16 protein-coding genes and 1 rRNA gene are annotated in these 21,048 nt (G+C 64.1%); 7 read left to right on the forward strand and 10 right to left on the reverse strand.

What is annotated here, in order from left to right; all coding sequences use genetic code 11:
* Nucleotides 1–209 precede the first annotated feature (209 nt).
* Nucleotides 210–326: ribosomal RNA gene (gene rrf / locus QM609_RS07115) — 5S ribosomal RNA — on the forward strand.
* Nucleotides 327–626: 300 nt separating this feature from the next.
* Here the strand turns inward: rrf and QM609_RS07120 are convergent.
* Nucleotides 627–1,253: a dihydrofolate reductase family protein gene (locus QM609_RS07120; protein WP_050657074.1), complete on the reverse strand. Its 627-nt coding sequence runs from the start codon at nucleotides 1,251–1,253 to the stop codon at nucleotides 627–629.
* Nucleotides 1,254–1,394: 141 nt separating this feature from the next.
* Nucleotides 1,395–2,987, reverse strand: coding sequence for an adenylate/guanylate cyclase domain-containing protein (locus QM609_RS07125; RefSeq protein ID WP_007733242.1), 1,593 nt, complete (start codon nucleotides 2,985–2,987; stop codon nucleotides 1,395–1,397).
* 42 nt (nucleotides 2,988–3,029) lie between these two features.
* On the opposite strand from QM609_RS07125, the gene nucS reads away from it, so the two are divergent.
* Nucleotides 3,030–3,704 carry an endonuclease NucS gene (nucS, locus tag QM609_RS07130; RefSeq protein WP_007733244.1) on the forward strand — a complete coding sequence of 225 codons (675 nt, stop codon included), beginning with the start codon at nucleotides 3,030–3,032 and terminating at the stop codon, nucleotides 3,702–3,704.
* A gap of 19 nt (nucleotides 3,705–3,723) precedes the next feature.
* Nucleotides 3,724–4,068, forward strand: a complete 345-nt coding sequence (locus tag QM609_RS07135) for an Rv1322 family protein (protein ID WP_054828484.1) — start codon at nucleotides 3,724–3,726, stop codon at nucleotides 4,066–4,068.
* 7 nt (nucleotides 4,069–4,075) lie between these two features.
* Here QM609_RS07135 and QM609_RS07140 read toward each other — a convergent pair whose 3' ends face one another.
* Together QM609_RS07140 and mce are read right to left on the reverse strand one after the other, a co-directional pair.
* Nucleotides 4,076–5,134: a hypothetical protein gene (locus tag QM609_RS07140; RefSeq protein ID WP_042452411.1), complete on the reverse strand. Its 1,059-nt coding sequence runs from the start codon at nucleotides 5,132–5,134 to the stop codon at nucleotides 4,076–4,078.
* A gap of 40 nt (nucleotides 5,135–5,174) precedes the next feature.
* Nucleotides 5,175–5,648, reverse strand: a complete 474-nt coding sequence (mce, locus tag QM609_RS07145; RefSeq protein ID WP_037131968.1) for a methylmalonyl-CoA epimerase — start codon at nucleotides 5,646–5,648, stop codon at nucleotides 5,175–5,177.
* Between the two features lie 107 nt (nucleotides 5,649–5,755).
* Between mce and QM609_RS07150 the strand changes: the two genes are divergently transcribed.
* From QM609_RS07150 to QM609_RS07160, 3 genes are all read left to right on the forward strand, one after another.
* Nucleotides 5,756–6,949: an acetyl-CoA C-acetyltransferase gene (locus QM609_RS07150; protein WP_102999546.1), complete on the forward strand. Its 1,194-nt coding sequence runs from the start codon at nucleotides 5,756–5,758 to the stop codon at nucleotides 6,947–6,949.
* Between the two features lie 100 nt (nucleotides 6,950–7,049).
* The gene (locus QM609_RS07155; protein ID WP_007733255.1) at nucleotides 7,050–7,412 is read left to right on the forward strand and encodes a DUF3817 domain-containing protein; all 363 of its coding nucleotides are present in this window, start codon (nucleotides 7,050–7,052) and stop codon (nucleotides 7,410–7,412) included.
* Nucleotides 7,413–7,517: 105 nt separating this feature from the next.
* Nucleotides 7,518–8,414, forward strand: coding sequence for a tetratricopeptide repeat protein (locus QM609_RS07160; RefSeq protein WP_030537899.1), 897 nt, complete (start codon nucleotides 7,518–7,520; stop codon nucleotides 8,412–8,414).
* Between the two features lie 18 nt (nucleotides 8,415–8,432).
* Here the strand turns inward: QM609_RS07160 and QM609_RS07165 are convergent, their stop codons facing one another.
* The 3 genes from QM609_RS07165 to QM609_RS07175 are packed head-to-tail and all read right to left on the reverse strand — an operon-like array spanning nucleotide 8,433 to nucleotide 14,106.
* Nucleotides 8,433–9,881 carry a neutral zinc metallopeptidase gene (locus QM609_RS07165; protein ID WP_050656792.1) on the reverse strand — a complete coding sequence of 483 codons (1,449 nt, stop codon included), beginning with the start codon at nucleotides 9,879–9,881 and terminating at the stop codon, nucleotides 8,433–8,435.
* A complete protein-coding gene (glgB, locus tag QM609_RS07170; RefSeq protein ID WP_050656793.1) occupies nucleotides 9,881–12,082 on the reverse strand; it encodes a 1,4-alpha-glucan branching protein GlgB in 2,202 nt (733 codons plus the stop codon). Before glgB ends, QM609_RS07165 begins: the two co-directional genes overlap by 1 nt.
* Nucleotides 12,082–14,106, reverse strand: coding sequence for an alpha-1,4-glucan--maltose-1-phosphate maltosyltransferase (locus tag QM609_RS07175; protein WP_050656814.1), 2,025 nt, complete (start codon nucleotides 14,104–14,106; stop codon nucleotides 12,082–12,084). Before QM609_RS07175 ends, glgB begins: the two co-directional genes overlap by 1 nt.
* A gap of 177 nt (nucleotides 14,107–14,283) precedes the next feature.
* Here QM609_RS07175 and glgP point away from each other — a divergent pair, with 177 nt between their 5' ends.
* Nucleotides 14,284–16,884: an alpha-glucan family phosphorylase gene (gene glgP / locus QM609_RS07180; protein ID WP_007733263.1), complete on the forward strand. Its 2,601-nt coding sequence runs from the start codon at nucleotides 14,284–14,286 to the stop codon at nucleotides 16,882–16,884.
* Between the two features lie 68 nt (nucleotides 16,885–16,952).
* Here the strand turns inward: glgP and QM609_RS07185 are convergent, their stop codons facing one another.
* The 3 genes from QM609_RS07185 to QM609_RS07195 are packed head-to-tail and all read right to left on the reverse strand — an operon-like array spanning nucleotide 16,953 to nucleotide 20,995.
* A complete protein-coding gene (locus QM609_RS07185) occupies nucleotides 16,953–19,001 on the reverse strand; it encodes an ATP-dependent DNA helicase (RefSeq protein ID WP_050656794.1) in 2,049 nt (682 codons plus the stop codon).
* A 9-nt stretch (nucleotides 19,002–19,010) separates the two neighbouring features.
* Nucleotides 19,011–19,658, reverse strand: a complete 648-nt coding sequence (locus tag QM609_RS07190) for a nicotinamidase (RefSeq protein WP_042446164.1) — start codon at nucleotides 19,656–19,658, stop codon at nucleotides 19,011–19,013.
* Nucleotides 19,655–20,995 carry a nicotinate phosphoribosyltransferase gene (locus QM609_RS07195; RefSeq protein WP_167398209.1) on the reverse strand — a complete coding sequence of 447 codons (1,341 nt, stop codon included), beginning with the start codon at nucleotides 20,993–20,995 and terminating at the stop codon, nucleotides 19,655–19,657. The genes QM609_RS07190 and QM609_RS07195 overlap by 4 nt, the downstream gene beginning before the upstream one ends.
* Between the last annotated feature and the right edge of the window lie 53 nt (nucleotides 20,996–21,048).

The following is a 21,048-nucleotide window of genomic DNA, read 5'->3' on the forward strand; positions in this document are numbered from 1 at the left end:
GGAAGTGCAGTAATGCATGCAGGTGACTGGTACTAATAGGCCGAGGACTTACCACAAAGAAGCTACGCGTCCACTGTGCGGTATCTGAAACAACACACAGATACTGATGAGAAACCCTGTTTTCTCCATCCCCCAACACCAGAAACTGGTGTTGACGGGTGGTGAAACCAGGTGATCAGAAGAAGGTTACTGTGACAGTTTCATAGAGTTACGGCGGTCATAGCGAAGGGGAAACGCCCGGTCCCATTCCGAACCCGGAAGCTAAGCCCTTCAGCGCCGATGGTACTGCACTCGACAGGGTGTGGGAGAGTAGGACACCGCCGAACACACATTAGAGAAGCCCCCCAACCAGTACTGGTTGGGGGGCTTTCTCGTACCCAAAACACCCCCACCATCACCCGAAAGTACCTTCGCCGGCACCCCCGACTTCGAGTGAACGGTACGTTCGTCGCCTCAGATCGACCCAACGCACCGTTCGCACGATCAAAGGGGCGGGCACGCCGCCGACTCACCACCCCGTCCGGGATCGAGTGAACGACACGCTCACCCTCTTGGGCGAGGGGAACGGTACGTTCACACCATCAGGGGCGGGAACACGACTGAGGACGACAGGCACTTTGCCCGGATCAGTCGATGCCGTCGGCGGTGGCAGTCGCATACTTCGGCCGGCCAGCCGGCAGATACCTCTGAATCGTCACGCCCTTTGATGTGGCTCGCGATTCGGCCAGCTCTAGTGCGATGTCCGGTCCGGAGTCGGGAAACAGTCGCGTGCCCTGGCCTACCACCACCGGAACGATCAGCAGGATCATCTCGTCGACAAGATCGTTCGCGAAAAGCCAGCGGCACAGGTTGCCACTGCCGTGCACCTGAAGCTCACCGCCGGGTCTGGCTTTCAGTTCGCCGAGAGCTGTGGCGGTGTCACCTGAAAGGGCTGTCGTGTTCGTCCATTGCGGATCGGTGAGCGTCGTCGACGCAAGGTACTTGGGCCGCGAATTCAGTGCGCTTGCAATGGGGTTGACGTCGGGATTCTCGAACGCGCCCCAATAGCCGGCGAAGATCTCGTACGTGTGTCGCCCGAACAGGAACGCGTCAGCGCGCTGGTAGACCTGGACGAGGTAATCCATGGCTTCGGTGTCCACCAATGGCGCGGACCAGCCGCCCCGCTCGAATCCACCTCGCCGATCTTCGTCCGGCCCACCGAGTCCTTGCATCACCCCGTCGAGAGTGGCGATGGTAAAGGTCGTCAGTTTCATAGTCGTACCCATCTCCCAGGCGTCGTCGGATTTCCGCTGTGCCGATATAGACCGTCGAGAAGCGGGAAAGTCATCGAGCGAACGTGGCGTTGATCGCCTTGGACCGACCGAACGTGCCGTTCGCTCAGGGGGGAGGTGGGGTCAGGGCTGAACGGGCACGGAGTCTGACGGGCTGGTCTCGGACTCCAGGGCGTCGCACGGAATCGCGAGCTCGGTCTGTTCGAGGCGGCCGCGAAGGGTGATGTTCTCGGTGATCGACCACTGTGCAGCCTCGGCGCTGTCAGCGGCAGCCACAGCCCGACCGGATGCGGCGACGTTACCCGGAACCGTCTTGGCAACTTCGGACAGTCGCGCCGCTTCGTTGACGGGATCACCGATGACGGTGTACTCGAATCTTTCTCGCGCACCGACGTTCCCGGCTACGGCAACACCTGCGGCGACGCCGATTCCCGCGCTCACTTCCGGAACCTCGGCACGCAGGCGCTGCTGAATCTTGCGGGCAGCGGCGAGTGCGCTGCCGGCGTGATCGTCGAGTGTCGTCGGCGCTCCGAAGATCGCCAGCGCTGCGTCGCCCTCGAACTTGTTGACGAATCCGCCGTGTGCGTCGACCTCGTCGACGATGACGTCGAAGAAACGGTTGAGTAGAGCGACCACCGCCGTAGGGGAGTTGGTGGCCGCGATGGTGGTCGATCCGATGACGTCGACGAAGAGTACGGCAACGTCACGTTCTTCACCGCCGAGTTCCGGGTTTCGGCGAACCGCGTTTGCGGCAACCTCGTGTCCGACGTGGCGCCCGAAGAGGTCGCGTATTCGCTCTCGCTCGCGCAGACCCTCGGCCATGCGATTGAAGCCGGCCTGCAGTAGTCCCAGTTCCGTTCCGTCGTACACGACGACGGACGCGGTGAGGTCGCCACGGGTGACTTGTTCCATTCCTCGTCGCACGGACCGAATGGGGGCCGCGGCGGACCGGATGTTGATGTATGTCAGCCCGAGTCCGACGCACAGAGTGATCCCGCCGATGACGAGGATCGCGGTCGCAAGGGCTTGCCACGAAGCAGGCCGGATGAAGCTGAAGACCGCTACGAGCATCAGGCCGGTGACGGGAACTCCGCTTCCGAGCAGCCAGACGAGGATTGTCCGGCCGGTCAGTCCGAGAACGGCAGCCTTGCGGGGTGCTCCGGATTCGAGTGCACGCGCAGCAATCGGGCGGAGTGCGAACTCGCTGAGCAGGTAGCAGAAAGCGCACGTGGTGATACCGCTGAAAGCTACGGTGAACAGAACTTTCGGAATGGCGTCGGGGTCGACGATTCCGTACATGGTGGTGAAGGTGATGAGCGCGGCCGTCCACAGGACGGCTTGCACTCGGGTCAGTCGCCACGGCCCGCGCAGCGCCGCGCGTTGATTCTGCTCTGTCGGTGGGTGATCCTCGGTGGCCCATCGAAGATCCCGCATCAGCCGTTTGGTGCCCCACAGAAGTCCGATGAGAAAGACACACCCGATGAAGACGGGCACGGCAATGAAGTTGATCCATGCGAATTCGGGGTGGATGATCTCGGGTCCGGGAACCACGAATCCGATGAGCACGATCGCCAGTACCGCTCCGATCAGGTTTGTGACCAGGAGGGGCGCGGTGAGTAGTGCCTGGACGCGGATTCGGCGGCGCCTGGGGCTTTCGTCGGTGGATCCGAGCAGCCACGACCCCAGGGGCGCACTCGGGACACGGCTTCGCTGCATAGTGTGTCGAGAGTAGTCGTAATGATCGCTTAGGGTGGTCCGGTGCGCCTAGTTATTGCTCGTTGCCGTGTCGACTATGTGGGACGCCTGACCTCCCACCTCCCTACCGCAAGACGACTGCTGTTGGTCAAAGCCGACGGCTCGGTCAGTATCCATGCCGACGATCGGGCGTACAAGCCGCTCAACTGGATGAGTCCGCCGTGCTGGTTGGTCGAGACCACCGGGGACGGCGACGACATCCTGTGGGTCGTCACCAACAAGGCGGGCGAGGAACTGCGGATCACTCTCGAAGAGGTCGAGCACGATTCGTCGTATGAACTCGGTCTCGATCCGGGATTGATCAAGGACGGTGTCGAGGCACACCTTCAAGAACTTCTGGCGGAGCATGTCGAGACACTCGGCCCCGGCTACACGTTGGTGCGGCGTGAGTACATGACGGCCATCGGGCCGGTCGATCTTCTGGTCCGAGACGCGGACGGTGCATCGGTGGCGGTGGAGATCAAGCGTCGCGGCGAGATCGACGGCGTCGAGCAGTTGACGCGCTACCTCGAATTGCTCAACCGCGATCCGCTGCTCGCGCCGGTCACGGGAGTTTTTGCAGCGCAACAGATCAAGCCGCAGGCAAAGACTTTGGCCAACGACCGTGGGATCCGTTGCCTGGTCCTTGACTACGAGGCCTTGCGGGGCACCGAAAGCACCGAGTTCCGCCTCTTCTGACGCTGTTTAGACTCGAACCATGCCGCGCCGCAAACCTTCGCCGAAGCAAACCCGTCGAACGGATACTCGGCGTGCTCGGGATTCGAGCGCGGAGTCGGCGTCACCAAGCGGCGTGTTGTTCGGCGGAGCGCTGGTCCGGGAGGAACCCGGGCCGGGCGGTGAAATGTACATGGTGAGGCCGATACCCGGCTCCAACGCGACGAAGTTCTATCGATGCCCCGGTTGTGATCACGACATCAGACCCGGCGTCGCTCACGTGGTGACGTGGCCTTCGGAACCGGGCGGCGCGAACGAGCGTCGACACTGGCACACCGGATGCTGGTCAGGCCGCGGTACGCGCAGCCTGACCAGACGGTGGTCCTGAGCGTCGATCAGTTCCTGGACTGGGCTCGCTGCTCGACGGCGCGGGTGTCGATCTCGGCGGTGTTCGTCTCGTCCGAGTCCTCGAGAACGTCGTCTTCGTCGATACTCGGTTCTGATTTGACCTTATCTGAGTCGACCGGATCTGCGTCGGCCTTCTTGTCTTCGATCTCGAGATCTTCCTCGGCTTCGACGATGACCGGAGCGGGCGGTGCATCGAGGAGTTCGCTCTCCCGGTTGACCGATGCGAGCATAGCCGGAACCGAATCGAGTTGTCCGCGAATACCCAAGAGCTGAGCCAGGATTCGGCCTCGGAGAACGCGCAGTTCTTCGGTGAGTTCCTTCGCGTGAGCGATCTTGCGCTCTGACTGATCAGTGGCGGCCTGCAGCCTGCGCTGGGCCTCGTGCGACGCATCGGCGAGTCGACGCTCGGCCTCTGCTTTGCTCGACGACTCCAGCTCGTTGACGGCGGCGACGACCTTGGCGCGGCGCTCCGACATCGAGATGTCGAAGTCTTCGCGGATCTGAGTGCGCTTGGCCTCGGACTCGGCAGCCAGTCGATCCCGCTCGGCCTGCGCGGCTTCGACGATCCGGGCGGCTTCGGTACGGGCCTGCGCCATGGTCTGCTCGTGCATGGTTTCCATCGCGTTGCGACGGTCCTCGAGTTCGGCGATCAGCGACTCGTAGTGACCACGAAGGCGGGCGCCGTCCTGTTCGGCGATGGAGGTCATCTCGGCTGCGTCGGCCTCGGCCTTCGCGCGCACCTCCGAGGCCTCGTCGGAGGCAAGGCGCAGCATGCGGCTGATGCGATCGCTCATGCCCTCCGCAGTGGTGGGCGGTACCGAGAGGCGGTCGACGTCCTTGCGGAGGTCGTCGATGTCGTCGCGTGCATCGTCGAGCTGCTTGGCGAGGTCACGGGCCTGCGCAGCGGCAGCATCACGATCAGCCGCGGTAACTCGCAGCTCCGCGTCGAATCGCTCGAAGTAGTTGCGTACCTCGTCGCGGTCGTATCCCTTCCGTGCGATCTGGAACGGAAGTTGGATCGAACCGCGGTCCTGCTCGTATGCCATGGCGACAATCTACCTGGCATACGAGCTGGAGTCGGGTCTGCTAGTGGCTCGCGTCGGGTTCGACCAGTTCCACCAGGACGCCGCCGGCGTCCTTCGGGTGGATGAAGTTGATGCGCGAGTTGGCCGTACCGCGTCGGGGAGCGTCGTACAGCAACCGAACCCCGCGGTCGCGAAGCTCGGCGGAGATGGCGTCGATGTCGGTGACCCGGTAGGCGAGCTGCTGGAGTCCAGGGCCGCTTCGGTCGATGAACTTGGCGATGGTCGAGTTCTCGTCCAGAGGAGCGAGCAGCTGAACGGCAGTGGATCCGGCGGGGGAGCCGACGACGGAGAGCATGGCCTCACGCACGCCCTGCGATTCGTTGATTTCCTCGTGGGTCGACACCATGCCCAGGTGCTGCGTGTACCACGCGATTGCCACGTCGAGATCGGGCACCGCGATTCCGACGTGATCGATCGCGACGACGAGGTCGGACGACAAAGGTGCGAGTGCAGAACTGGGGGAGGTCTGTGTCATACCTTTCACGGTAGCGCTACCGTTTGAGGAGTACACGTCGGGATGTGACTTGGCTCTTAGGCCGCACGGAACCGACGACTATCTCTCTTTTGCAGCCGGAGGAAATCGTGACCAGTTCTGTGATTGTTGCGGGAGCTCGTACCCCGATGGGTCGACTCCTCGGATCGTTGAAAGACCTCTCCGGGTCCGACCTCGGCGGCATCGCTATCAAAGGCGCCCTCGACAAGTCCGGAGTCGCACCCGAACAAGTCGACTACGTCATCATGGGACAGGTCCTCACCGCCGGCGCCGGCCAGATGCCCGCCCGCCAAGCCGCCGTCGCCGCCGGCATCCCCATGAACGTCCCCGCCCTGAGCATCAACAAAGTGTGCCTGTCCGGCATCGACGCCATCGCCCTCGCCGACCAACTCATCCGCGCCGGCGAATTCGACATCGTCGTCGCCGGCGGGCAGGAATCGATGTCCCGCGCACCCCACATGCTCGAAAAAAGCCGCGAAGGCTTCAAATACGGCGACGTCACCCTCCGCGACCACATGGCCTACGACGGCCTCCACGACATCTTCACCGACCAGGCCATGGGCCTGCTCACCGAACAAGTCAACCAACAAGAAACCGCCCACATCACCCGCGCCGAGCAGGACGCCTTCGCCGCCGCCTCACACCAGAACGCGGCCCGCGCCTGGAAAGACGGCCTCTTCGACAACGAAGTCGTCCCCGTCTCCATCCCCCAACGCAAGGGCGAGCCCATCGTCTTCGCCCAGGACGAAGGCATCCGCGCCGACACCACCACCGAATCCCTCGGCAAACTGCGTCCCGCGTTCAGCAAGGACGGCACCATCACCGCCGGCTCCGCCTCCCCGATCTCCGACGGCGCCGCCGCCGTCGTGGTGATGAGCAAAACCAAGGCCGAAGAACTCGGCCTGACCTGGATCGCGGAAATCGGCGCCCACGGCGTCGTCGCCGGACCGGACTCCACCCTCCAGTCCCAGCCCGCCCGTGCCATCGCCAAGGCCTGCGCGAAGGAAGGCATCGACCCCACCGACCTCGACCTCGTCGAAATCAACGAAGCATTCGCCGCCGTCGGGATCGCCTCCACCCGCGAACTCGGCCTCGACCCCGCCAAGGTCAACGTCAACGGCGGCGCCATCGCCGTCGGACACCCCCTCGGCATGTCCGGCGCCCGCATCGCCCTGCACCTCGCCCTCGAACTGCAACGCCGCGGCGGCGGCATCGGCGCAGCCGCACTCTGCGGCGGCGGCGGACAAGGCGACGCACTCATCGTCCGCGTCCCCAAGGCCTGAGTGTCTAAATACACCTGAACGAGCGCTCTCGCTCGGCGACGCCCCGTGGTTTTGCTCACACAACTACGGGGCGTCGTAGTTGTTCGGGCACAATGGCCTCATGGCGAACATCTTTGACGTATCCACTCCCGCGAAACGCTTCCGTCTGGTGGCGTGGTGGGAAGCTGTGACCTGGGCGGCCTTGCTGGTTGCCATGTTCTTCAAGTGGGTCCTCGGACACGAAGAAGCGATTCGCATCCCCGGAATGGTCCACGGAACCGCCGGCTTCCTGGTGTTCATCGTTGTTGCACTCCTGACCGCGTGGTCGCTCAAGTGGGACGTCAAGACCACGATCCTTGCGCTGATCTCGAGCGTTCCGCCCTTCGGCACCGTCATCTTCGAACGCTGGGCAGTGCGAAACGGCAAGCTCGGTGAGCTGTCCACGGAGTTCGATGCGTCCAAGGGCAACGCGGCGCTCGTCTGACTGCTGCATCCCTCTACGTAGCTTCTCGCAACTCGTGACAAACTGGGAGCCGTGACTCGACCAGGTTCCAGGCCCCCCGCGCGTTCGTCCGCAGTTGCTGCCGCCATGAGCGGCGCAGTCGACTTGTCCGCCTTCAAAGAGCGGGCCACGGCCCCACCACCGCCGCGTAACACCAGCGGCGACGGGGCCGTTTCTGCTGTCTCCGGGGCAGTGATCGAGGTGACCGAGGAGAACTTCGAAAGCGAAGTCCTGCTGAAGTCGAGCCAGGTGCCGGTGATCGTCAACATCGGTGGCCGCGCATACGAGCCCTCGGTCGTGTTCACCGAAGTTCTCGAATCATTTGCAGCGCGAGCCGGTGGCAAGTGGATTCTTGCCAACGTCGACGTCGACGTGAGCCCTCGTATCGCGCAGGCATTCGGCGTCCAGTCGGTTCCGACGGTTGTTGCTGTCGCGGCTGGTCAGCCGTTGGCCGATTTTCAGGGCGCTCAGCCAGAGGCGCAGCTCAGCCAGTGGTTCGACGCAGTCCTCCAAGCTGTCGAGGGCAAGTTGAGTGGGCCGGTCTCCGACGCGGACGAACCGGTGGAGGAGGTCGAGGATCCTCGCTTCGTGGCCGCTGAAACCGCGCTGGACGAGGGCGATCTCGACGCCGCCATCGCTGCGTACCAGGAAATTCTCGACGCCGAACCCAACAATGCGGAGGCCAAGAGCGCTGTCCGCCAGGTGAAGTTCATGGCTCGGGTTCAGGGTGTCGATCCCGAGTCGATTGCGGCCGCGGATGCTGATCCGTCCGATCTCGAACTGCAGTTCGCTGCGGCCGACCTGGAAATGTTCGCCCAGCAACCCGAGGCGTCGTTCGCCCGCTTGATCTCGGTGGTCTCGCGAACTGCCGGCGACGACAAGGCTGCCGCTCGGACGCGCCTGCTCGAACTGTTCGAACTGTTCGACCCGGCAGAACCGATCGTCATCGCGGCCCGTCGTAAGTTGGCTTCCGCTCTCTACTGACGTGTGGACCGGCAGTCGCTACTCCGTGTAGCGGCTGTCGCACACTTCCCGGCCACCGAGAACGCCGGTCCGGAACGCGTCGACACGTGCGAACCCGCTCGGAACCGTCTCACCGTTGACATCACTGGCAGCCAGGCCGTCGGTCAGCAGCCCCGATACGGCTTCGTCGAGGTCGCCGGGGGAGAGTGTGACCTGTGCTCCGGACGCCGCGGCGTTGGTGGGACTGAGCGCTGCGGTGATGACGCCGGACAGGCAGGCGGCGCGCAGGGCAGTCTGCGGAGTGTCGAGCGATTGGCCGTTCTCCTTCTGCATCGCGAGGGTGTACCTCGACGCGAGCAGGACATAGGCGTTGTAGTCACCGGTGATGTTGGTCTGGATCAACTCGCGTCGCCCGACGCGACCCGGCGTGCCGCGCTCGGCAAGGTCGTCGACGCTGATTCCGATGGTGTTCGTCGACGGGCAGTACGAGACGGGTTCGGTCGCAACGGCATCGCTGCACCCGGTGTCTGCGCCGGTGAACACGACCTTCGGCGGCTCGGGTAGATCGAAGATCGCTTGGAAGGTCTTCACGAACTCGTCGAGAGTTGCCTCGGTGACGGGCAGTTCTCCGGAATCGTTGCCTTCGGCGAACTGCTGCGGGAGGTCTGCACGTCGTGACTCGATTTCGTCGGCGTCCATCTTCGCGCACGCACCGGCGCCGTCGGTGAAGCCGATCTGAGTGGCGGTGACGCGCTCGAACGCCGAACCATGGTGGCTCTCAGGATCATTAGGGTCTTCGTCGCGGATGGCGACCGCCGACGCCAACACCTTGTTGAGTCCGTCGGAGGTGTTCATCGTGAAGTGCGCGGCCTTGTCCTCGGCGACGTGCCGCAAGAAGGCGCCACCGAAACAGTCGGCTTGCTGTTCGCGCACCAGGGCTGCGTCTCGTTTACCGCCGACGATCCCGGCCTTGCGTTGAACGGCATGGCCGTACTCGTGCGCAAAGATGAACGCGACGGCCACTTCACCGAACTTCTCCCGCACCTCGGGCAGCAGCAATTCACGATCCCAACCGATGGTGTGATCGATGCTGCAGTACCCGGCGTTGATGAGTTCTTCGGTGGTCTCCTCACAGAAGTCCGGGCCGTTCGATTCGGTGGGGTCCCACGAGATCAGCTCGTCGACCGGTTCGAAGGGCTTGTCGAACAGAGCCGGGTACTCGGCGGCCCAGTAGGTTTCGATGTCTGTGATGGCGTTGGCTGCCAGCGCGTCGATGTCCCCGCCGTCGGTGCCGGTGATTGCTCGGTCGGCGTTGGGGGCTCCCGGACGCAACCCACTTGGTCCTGCCGTTGCGTCGAGTCCGGCGACGCGGAAGGGATCGTGATAAATCGAGACGGCGTGGCCACTCGTTCCCTGGGCACAACCGGCGAGCAGTGCTGCCACTGCCAACAGTGACGACGTGACAATGACTACTCGCCGGCCGACCATCAACGCTCCAGACTTATCCAAATCGCTCCAGCAGCTGGCAGCGCCACCTGTGCGGAGGCTGGCCGACCGTGCCACGAATGCGACGTTGCTGTGACCGCTCCGAGGTTCCCGACTCCGGAGCCGCCGTACACCTCGGCATCGGTGTTGAGAATTTCCACCCATCGGCCGGGCTCTGGTAGCCCGACGCGGTAGCTCGAGTGCTCACTGCCCGAGAAGTTGAACAGGCAGGCGACAATCGAACCGTCAGTACCGTAACGCAGAAAACTGAGGACGTTGTTCTCGGTGTCGTTGGCGTCGATCCAGGAGTATCCACCGGGCGAGGTGTCGAGGGTCCACATGGCCGGATGACGTCGATACGCGGAGTTGAGATCGCCGACCAGTCGCTGGACGCCGCGATGGAGAGTGCCGGTGTACTGATCGTCGAGCTGCCACCAGTCGAGGCCGCGTTCTTCGGACCATTCCGCACTCTGACCGAACTCCTGTCCCATGAACAGCAGTTGCTTGCCAGGATGCGCCCACATGTATGCAAGCAGTGAGCGCAGGCCGGACGCCTTGGCGAAGTCGTCGCCGGGCATCCGGGTCCACAGAGTTCCCTTGCCGTGCACCACTTCGTCATGACTGATCGGCAGCAGGTAGTTCTCGCTCCACGCGTACATCAGCGAGAAAGTGATCTCGTGATGGTGGTAGGTCCGGTGCACCGGGTCGTGACCGAGGAACCCGAGGGTGTCGTGCATCCACCCCATGTTCCATTTCATGTTGAATCCGAGGCCACCGACATTGGTCGCCCGTGTGACTCCGGGCCACGCCGTCGACTCCTCGGCGACGGTGACGACTCCTCGATGGTTCTTGTGGACGGTTGCATTCATTTCCTGCAGGAACGCAACGGCTTCGAGATTCTCGCGGCCGCCATGGATGTTGGGAGTCCAACCACCTTCCGGACGTGAGTAGTCCAGGTACAGCATGGAGGCGACGGCGTCGACGCGAAGTCCGTCGATGTGGAACTCCTCGAGCCAGAAGAGTGCATTGGCGACGAGGAAGTTCCGCACCTCGCGGCGACCGAAGTCGAATACGTATGTGCCCCAGTCCAACTGCTCGCCGCGACGCGGATCGGCGTGCTCGTACAGGGGAGTTCCGTCGAAACGAGCCAGGGCCCACTCGTCTTTGGGGAAGTGTGCAGGCACCCAGTCGACGATGACACCTATCCCTGCGGCGTGCAGGTGGTCGACGAACCAGCGGAAGTCGTCCGGGGTGCCGAAGCGGGAGGTCGGTGCGTAGTACGAGGTGACCTGGTATCCCCACGATCCACCGAACGGATGCTCGGAGACGGGCAGCAGTTCGATGTGGGTGAATCCGGTTTCGGTGACGTAGACGGCGAGTTGCTCGGCCATCTGCCGGTAGTCGAGTCCGGGACGCCACGATCCGAGGTGCACCTCGTACACGCTCATCGGGGACTGCGAAGGATCGACACCGGCGCGGGTTTCGAGCCAGGCCGCGTCGTTCCACTCATGCGAACTGGTGGTCACTCGCGATGCAGTCGCCGGCGGGACCTCGGTACCGAATGCCATGGGATCGGCCTTGTCGCGAACGGAGCCGTCGTGGCCGTGGACCCGGAACTTGTACAGCGAACCGACTGCGATGTCGGGCAGGAAGAGTTCCCAGACCCCAGTGGATCCGAGGACTCGCATGGGGGCAAATTGCCCACTCCACCCGTCGAAGTCGCCGACGACGGTCACGCCGCGGGCGGCCGGAGCCCAGACGGCGAACGAGGTGCCGTCGACGGGTCCGTCCGGTGTCTCGTAAGAACGCGGATGTGCGCCGAGGATGTCCCACAGTCGTTCGTGCCGACCTTCGCCGAACAGGTGAAGGTCGAGTTCACCGAGAGTCGGCAGGAATCGGTAAGGGTCGGCTGCGAGAACCGTGTGTCCACCCGGGTACGTCACGGAATAGCGATAGTCGATCAGGTCGGGGTAGGGGACCAGAGCCACGAAGATTCCGTTCGAAACATGTTCGAGAGGAAAGTCTTTGCCGCCGATGACGGCGCTGACGGACTCGGCGTTGGGACGCAACGCTCGCAGAACGGTGCCGTCGGCGTGGGGATGGGCGCCGAGGACACTGTGCGGATCGTGATGTTCACCGCGCGCCAACAGCTCCAGATCGTGATTGTCCGGTGCGATACCCGAAGGGAACTTCTCGGTTGACATCACTTGCCTCCACCTGCGCGGTGCGCATTGCGTGCTTGGTAGGCCAGAGAGATCCGGGCCGGATACGGAACCGGTGGGAGCGCGAGGATGTGCGCCACCGAACGCCAGGGCTCGAGGCGGACGAAATTGGCTTGGCCCCAATTGAACTGCTCACCGGTTACCTCGTCGAGCACGGTCATGTGGTCGTGCCATTCGCGTCCGAGCGCCGGCATGTCCAACCAGACGGTGCCCTCTTCTGCAGCGAACGGGTTGAGGTTGATCACCGTCAGGACGGCGTCACCGGTCGAGGCGTCGAACTTCGAGTAGGCGATCAACGCGTCGTTGTCGATGTGGTGAAAGTGCAGGTTCCGCAACTGTTGCAGGGCCGGATGTGCACGCCGGATGCGGTTGAGCGCGGTGATCCACGGCTCGAGAGACTCGCCTCGCGCTGCTGCTTCGGCGAAACGGCGCGGCCGAAGTTGGTATTTCTCGGAGTCGAGGTATTCCTCGCTGCCGGGGCGAACGGCTTGGTGTTCGTAGAGTTCGTAACCGGAGTAGACGCCCCACGTCGGCGCCAGGGTGGCGGCGAGAGCTGCTCGCAGTGCAAACATTCCGGGCCCACCGTGCTGGAGGGACTCGTGCAGGATGTCCGGCGTGTTCACGAAGAGGTTCGGTCGGGCTTCGTCGGCCTTCGCCGCCAGCTCGTTACCGAATTCGGTGAGCTCCCACTTCGCAACTCGCCAGGTGAAGTACGTGTACGACTGCGTGAACCCGCGCCGGGCAAGGCCGTACATGCGCGCCGGACGAGTGAAAGCCTCGGCGAGGAACAAGACGTCGGGGTCGGTTTTCTTGACCTCCGAGATGAGTGTCTCCCAGAAGTTGGGCGGCTTGGTGTGCGGGTTGTCGACACGAAAGATCTTGACTCCGGCGTTGATCCAGTGGCGGACCACGCGCAGGATTTCCTTGTCCAGACCGCGAGGATCGGTGTCGAAGTTGATCGGGTAGATGTCCTGATACTTCTTGGGCGGGTTCTCGGCGTAGGCGATGGTGCCGTCGGGAAGGACGTTGAACCACTCCGGATGCTTCTTGGCCCATGGATGATCCGGGGCGCACTGCAGCGCGAGATCCAATGCCACTTCGAGATCGAGCTTGCGGGCCGCAGCGACGAAGGCCTTGAAGTCCTTGAGCGTGCCGAGTTGCGGGTGAACCGCGTCGTGCCCGCCGTCGACCGAGCCGATGGCCCACGGCGAGCCGACGTCACCGGGTTCGGGAGTGAGAGTGTTGTTGCGTCCCTTGCGGTTGATCTCGCCGATGGGATGGATCGGCGGAAGGTAGACGACGTCGAAACCCATTGCGGCGATGCGGGGTAGGTCTTCGGCCGAGGTTCGGAAAGTACCGTGTTGCGGCACCCCGTTCTCGTCCCAACCGCCCGTCGAGCGGGGGAAGAACTCGTACCACGATCCGAACAGTGCACGGTTGCGATCGACGACGACGGGGTGGGACTCGCCCTTGGTGACCAGTTCACGGAGCGGAGTGGCGCGGAGCAGTTCGGCGACGTCGGAGGCGAAGGCCGGCGCGACGCGAGCAGTCAGCGCCTGATCGCTGCGCAGCGACGCCGTGACGGCCTCGAGCCTGGACCTGTTGCCCCGCGGTACCTCGTGCGCGGCCTGTTCGAACAGGCGCGCACCGATTTCCAGGTCGTTGGCCAACTCGGCCGCCCCTTGCCCGACGGCGAGTTTCGCTTCCACGGCGTGCTTCCAGGTGGCGATGGGATCGCTCCACGCCTCGATCCGGAACGACCACATACCTTCGGCGGACGGTGTGAACACCGCGTCGACGGTGTCCGGTTCGGTGCCGGGGTCCATCGGAATGCGCAGCGGCTTGGTACCGCGCGGACCACGCACGACCAAAGTGGCGGAAATGGCGTCGTGGCCTTCTCGCCACACGGTTGCGTGCACTGGGAAGACTTCACCGACCACGGCCTTTGCCGGATAGTTACCCGAGATCTCGGGTACCACGTCGTCGATACCGAGGCGTCCTGACACGGGAAGCTCCATTTCTGGTGATGGATCGCGGTAAAACTTTCTTTCGCCGGGTTCAACCGTAGTGGGTGCGGCGCTGGAGTGCTGATAACGACGAATGCGGGTCTGTCGGTGGTCAGGTCGGCTCGGGCGTTCGGTTCCACCGGACAGAGTGCAAGGAACTCGACTAGGGTTCGCGGGGTGAAAGCCTTGCGTCGGTTCACTGTCCGAGCCCACCTTCCGGAGCGCCTCGCCGCGCTCGGCCCCCTGTCCACCAACCTTCGGTGGTCGTGGCATCCCGAGACACAGGATCTGTTCTCGCGACTCGACCCCGAACTCTGGCAAGCAGTCCAGTTCGATCCGGTCCGCATGCTCGGGGAAGTCGACCCCACCCGTCTCGACGAACTCAGCAGTGACGAGGCATTTCTCGGTGACCTCGACACTGCAGCAGCCGATCTCGATGCTTATCTGAGCACCCCGCGTTGGTATCAGTCCCAGCAGGCCAAGGGCACATCGTTAGCCGGCGGAATTGCGTACTTCTCCATGGAGTTCGGAGTCAGCGAAGTTCTGCCCAACTACTCCGGTGGATTGGGCATCCTGGCGGGCGATCACCTCAAGGCCGCGTCCGACCTCGGGCTGCCGCTCATCGGCGTCGGACTGCTCTACCGATCCGGCTACTTCCGCCAGTCGCTGACCGCCGACGGTTGGCAGGCCGAGCACTACCCGCCGCACGACCCTCAAGGGTTGCCTCTTCGTTTGCTGACGGACGCAGGCCCGGCTTCCGAAGACGGATCGCCGGTCGTCATTCACGTCGCCATGCCCGGTGGCCGGGTGCTGCGTGCGCGAGTGTGGATCGCTCAGGTCGGACGAGTGCCGTTGCTGCTGCTCGATTCCGACATCGCCGAGAACGACGCGGATCTGCGCGGCGTCACGGACCGTCTCTACGGCGGGGACCAGGATCACCGCATCAAGCAGGAGATCCTCGCGGGTATCGGCGGCGTCCGCGCGGTGCGCGCCTACACCGCGGCGTACGGATTGCCCGATCCCGAGGTGTTCCACATGAACGAGGGGCATGCCGGATTCCTCGGCATCGAACGGATTCGGGAACTTGTCACCACCAGCGGTCTGGACTTCGATTCGGCTCTGGCCGCGGTCCGTGCCGGAACGGTCTTCACGACGCACACTCCGGTTCCCGCCGGAATCGACCGCTTCCCGGCGGACCTGGTCCGTCACTACTTCGGCGGAGCGAACGGCGAGAACGAATCGAGTTTGCTTCCCGGCCTGACCGTCGACCGCATCGTCGGGATGGGGCGTGAAGCCGATCCTTCGATCTTCAACATGGCGCACATGGGTCTTCGCCTGGGCCAGCGAGCCAACGGCGTCTCGAAGTTGCACGGCATCGTCAGCCGCGACATGTTCAACGGTCTCTGGCCGGGCTTCGACGCCGACGAGGTGCCGATCGGTTCGGTCACCAACGGTGTTCACGCGCCGACGTGGGCGGCGCCGGAGTGGATGGACGTGGCCAGGCGGATCGTCGGTCAGGAGCAACTCGAAGAAGCACGCGGGTGGGAGCGCCTGCACGAGTTGTCGGCAACCGAACTGTGGGAAACACGTAATGCGTTGCGCGGCAAGTTGGTCGACGAAGTTCGTCGTCGCGTCCGAGCGTCCTGGCTCGAACGCGGCGCGACCGAGGCCGAACTCGGCTGGACCACTGGAGTATTCGATCCCAACGTCTTGACAGTCGGATTCGCCAGGCGCGTTCCGACGTACAAGCGGTTGACGCTGATGCTGCGTGATCCCGAGCGTCTGCGTGCGATGTTGCTCGACGAGAAACGTCCGGTGCAGTTGGTGGTGGCCGGCAAGTCGCACCCCGCCGACGACGGCGGTAAGGCACTCATCCAGCAGGTCGTGCGGTTCGCCGACGAAGCGGATGTGCGTCACCGCATCGTCTTCCTGCCTGATTACGACATGTCGATGGCCCGCTACTTGTACTGGGGCTGCGACGTGTGGCTCAACAACCCGCTTCGCCCCCTCGAGGCGTGCGGTACTTCCGGCATGAAATCCGCGCTCAACGGCGGCCTCAACCTCTCCATTCGCGACGGATGGTGGGACGAGATGTACGACGGCGAGAACGGGTGGGCCATTCCGACGGCCGACGGTGTTCTCGACGACGTGCGGCGTGACGATCTGGAAGCCAGCGCCCTCTACGAACTTCTCGAGCACGCGGTACTGCCGACGTTCTACGACCGTGATGCAGCCGATCTGCCGACGCGCTGGGTCGAGAGGGTTCGCCACACCCTCGAGAATCTGGGCCCGAAGGTGTTGGCATCACGCATGGTTCGTGACTACGCCGTCGACTACTACGCCCCTTCGGCGGAATCAGCTCGAGCGGTAGTGGCGGATGATTTTGCCGGCGCGCGTGAGGTGGCCGAGTTCCGTCGTCGCATCGAATCGCAGTGGCCGTCGGTCGTCGTCGAGCAGGTGGACGGTTCCGGCTTGCCGGACACTCCGGAGATCGGTGCGACCATCTCTTTGAAGGCCAAGGTCCGCCTCGGCGGCTTGTCGGTCTCGGATGTGGAGGTTCAGGCAGTCCTGGGACGCGTCAGCCCAGGCGAGGAACTCACCGACGTGGTGACGTTCCCGATGACGCACTTCGGCGCCGAGGACGGAACCGAGATCTTCGAAGCCGAGGTTGCGCTTCCGGTCTCCGGCTCCGTGGGATACACCGTGCGGGTGCTGCCGCATCACCGGTTGTTGGTCGATGCGTCCGAACTCGGGTTGGTGACCACTCCGAGCGTCTGACGTATTGCATTCTGCCCCGGTCCGTTCGGTCGGTACCGGGGCAGAATTGTGCCCGCGTGAGAACCGGCTCAGGGACGTGAGTCGCGGATGCGGGTGAGCGCCTTGCGGACGACTTCGGGGTTGGTCGTCTCCCAGAACGGCGGCAGCGATGCGCGAAGGTAACCCGCGTATCTCGCCGTGGCCAGACGCGGATCGAGCACGGCCACCACGCCCTTGTCGTCGGTGCTACGAAGCAGACGGCCGACGCCCTGTGCCAGGAGCAGCGCCGCGTGATTGGCCGAGACGCTGAGAAAGCCGTTACCGCCATGGGATTCGATAGCCTGCTGGCGAGCCATCAACAGTGGGTCGTCCGGGCGCGGGAACGGAATCCGGTCCAAGATGACGAGGCTCAGTGACGGACCCGGAACATCGACGCCTTGCCACAGGGACAACGTGCCGAACAGTGACGTGGGTTCGTCCTTGGCGAAGGCCTTGACGAGGGTGCCAGTGGCGTCGTCGCCCTGGCACAGGATGGGGGTGTCGAGGCGTTCACGCATCGCCTCCGAGGCGGCTTTGGCGGCGCGCATCGAAGAGAACAGGCCGAGGGCGCGTCCGCCCGCAGCCTCGACGAGTTCGGCGATCTCGTCGAGATAGACCGGGGAGAGGCCGTCGCGGCCGGGCGTAGGGAGGTGGCGGGCAATGTAGATGATGCCGGCCTTTGCATGGTCGAAGGGCGACCCGACGTCGAGTGAGTTCCAGCGGAAAGCCGAAGCGTCAGAAGGTGCTTCGGTGCCGATGGCGGTACCCGAGTCGGGGCGCGCGGACGATTCCGCAGGAAGACCCCAGTTGACGGCGAGACCGTCGAACGATCCGCCGACGGTCAGTGTCGCGGAAGTGAGAACGACGGTGGATTCGGCGAACAGTCGCGAGCGCAGCAATCCGCCGACCGAGAGCGGAGCCATCCGGACGGAGCGCCGCACCGATCCGCGGAACTCGTCCGAGGACAGCCAGACGACGTCCTTGCGCTTGGCCGGGTCGGGTTCGTCGAAAGCGGTGAGAATACGCACTGCACTGTCGTGGACGTCGTCGACGGACGAGAGTGCGGCGTTGCGGGCCGCAGCGGCTTCGGGATCTGCAGCAGCCATACCCGGTTTGGCCGGACCGATAGCGGTGCGCAGCGACCAGGCCGCGTCGCGGATCGCAGCCAGTGCGGGTGCCGCCCCGTCCGGGAGGCCTTCCCAGCGACCTGGGCGCAATTCCTCGAGGAGTCCAGCCCACCCCTCGCCGGCAGCTTCGAGGCGATCGGCATCCTGCTCTTCGGCGATCTTGCCGCAACGCCGGGCCGCGGCACTGATCGAGGCGGCAGTGAGATCGGCCGTGGCGACGCCGGTGACGCGGTCGACCAACTCGTGGGCCTCGTCGATCACCACGACGTCGTGGTCAGGCAGGATCTGGATGCCGGTGATGGCGTCGATCGCGAGCAGTGCGTGGTTGGTGACCACTACGTCGGCCTTCGACGCCTCGACTCGGGCGCGCTCGGCGAAGCAGTCCTCACCGACCGGGCACTGGTTCTTACCGATGCATTCGCGGGAGGTGACACTGACCTGCCGCCACGCCTGATCGGATACGCCCGGCACCAATTCGTCCCGATCACCGGTTTCGGTGTCGGAGGACCATTCGGTGAGGCGGACGACCTCCCGGCCGAGACGCGAGACCGTGAACGGATCGAACAACTCGTCCTCGGGTGGCTGCTCGGACGCGCCGGTATGGATCTTGTTCATGCACAGATAGTTGTTGCGGCCCTTGAGGATTGCGAACTCTGCGCGTCGGCCGAGTGGCTTCTTCAGGGCATCGGCGAGCCGAGGCAGATCTCGGTCGACGAGCTGACGCTGCAGCGCGATGGTGGCGGTGGACACGACCACGGTGCGTCCCGATTCGACCGCGTGGCGCAGGCTCGGAACGAGGTAGGCGAGCGACTTACCGGTACCGGTGCCGGCCTGGACGGCCAGATGCTCGCCGGTGTCGATCGAGTGCGCCACGGCGGACGCCATCGTCAGCTGACTGGTTCGTTCGGCACCGCCGAGCGACCGCACCGCTGTCTGGAGCAGTTCGGGAACGTTCGGGAGTTGATCGGCCACCCACGAAGGTTAATGGATCCCTACGTCAGAAACGTCCACGGATGATTCCCGGGGTGGTTCCCCGGCATTCGAGTCTTCTTGCGACGAGGCCTCGTCTCGCCCGATCAGCTGCACTCCCGCCTCCCGCATCTGCACCAATGCCGACTCGATCGTGGCGGTCGACACACCAGCGGTGAAGGGGAGAAGGACAGTCGTGGCGAACCCCGCGCGCGCGGCATCGACGGCCGTGGCCTTGACACAGTGATCCGTGGCAATTCCGATCACGTCGACGTCGGTGATCTCGTGGGCGCGGAGCCAGTCCTCGAGCGTCGTGCCGTCCTCGGCTGCTCCTTCGAAACCGGAGTAGGCCGCGCTGTAGGCGCCCTTGGAGAAGATCGCCGACCCGGCGACGGAAGCGTCGAACGCCGGATGGAACTCGGCGCCGGCTGTCCCGACGACGCAGTGAACCGGCCAGCTGTCGATGAAGTCGGGATTCTCGGAGAAGTGCGCCCCAGGGTCGATGTGGAAATCGCGAGTCGCGACTACGGCGTCGTACTCGTGGGAGTTGACGAAATCGTTGACGGCTCCCGCAACCGCAGCACCGCCGTCGACTGCAAGAGCTCCACCTTCACAGAAATCGTTCTGAACGTCGACAATTATCAGTGCTTTTGCACTCACTGGTGCTCACCTCCGGTGAATCGAACGGGCACAGCCGAGTCTCCGCGCGAGAGCTTGAGGCCTTCCCACGGCAGGCTCACGAGCCCTGCCTTCAGAACTGCTCTGCTCTCTTCGAGCGTCGGCGCGCTGTCGACGACCTTGCCTTCGCGAACCAGCGGGATCAGCAGTTCGGTCGCGCCGTCCGCATCGGAGACAGGTGACGGTGATCCGGCGGGGTAGATGACTTCTTCGACGATCGTTCCGGTCGGACGCACTACGCGCAGTGCCTTCTTTGCGCCGCCGCGAGATGCCTTGTTGGTGCTTCTCTTCTCGACCGCGATTCCGTCGACCTCGACAAGTTTGTAGACCATGCCGGCGGTGGGGGCGCCTGATCCGGTGACCAGGGAAGTGCCGACGCCGTACGAGTCGACGGGTTCGGCGCGCAGAGCCGCGATCGCGTACTCGTCCAGGTCGCCGGAGACGACGATGCGTGTTTTGGTAGCACCGAGATCGTCGAGTTGTTGGCGTACCTGACGAGCAAGAACGCCGAGATCGCCGGAGTCGATGCGAACCCCGCCCAGCTCGGGACCGGCAACGGCGACAGCCGTTTTCACACCCTCGGTGATGTCGTAGGTATCGACGAGCAACGTGGTGGATACGCCGAGTGCCGCGACCTGACCGCGGAATGCCGCTCCCTCGTCCGGACCGTCTTCGGTGGTGTGCAGGAGAGTGAAGGCGTGCGCGCTGGTACCTGCACTGGGTACGTCGTGACGCCGCGCGGCTTCGAGGTTGGAGGTGGCGTCGAAGCCGGCGAGATACGCGGCACGTGAAGCGGCGACGGCGGCCTGTTCGTGTGTACGACGCGAGCCCATCTCGATCATCCGTCGACCGCCCGCTGCGCTCACCATGCGGGCTGCGGCCGAAGCGATCGCGCTGTCGTGGTTGAGGATCGAGAGAATCAAGGTTTCGAGGATGACGCACTCGGCGAAAGTTCCGCGGACCGAAAGGATCGGTGATCCGGGGAAGTAGAAATCGCCCTCGCGGTAGCCGTCGATGTCACCGGAGAATCGATAGTTGCGCAGCCACTCGACGGTCGTGTCGTCGAGAAATTTTGCAACGATCGCCAGTTCCGGTTCACCGAACCGGAACTGCTCGAGTGCGTCGAGAAGGCGCTCGGTACCGGCGACGACGCCGTAGCGACGACCGTCTGGCAGCCGCCGTGCAAATACCTCGAAACTGCAGTTGCGGAAGGCAGATCCGTCGGCGAGAGCCGCCGAGAGCATGGTCAGTTCGTACTGATCGGTGAGCAGTGCGGTGCTGGCACCGGCGTCGCGGATGTCGGAAATTTGCGTAGGCACGCACACAACTCTATGCGCGAGACGACGTGGGTGGGTGTTGTCGCCTCTCGTCG

Source organism: Rhodococcus sp. IEGM 1302 (assembly GCF_030056935.1).
GTDB classification, from domain to species: domain Bacteria; phylum Actinomycetota; class Actinomycetes; order Mycobacteriales; family Mycobacteriaceae; genus Rhodococcus_F; species Rhodococcus_F qingshengii.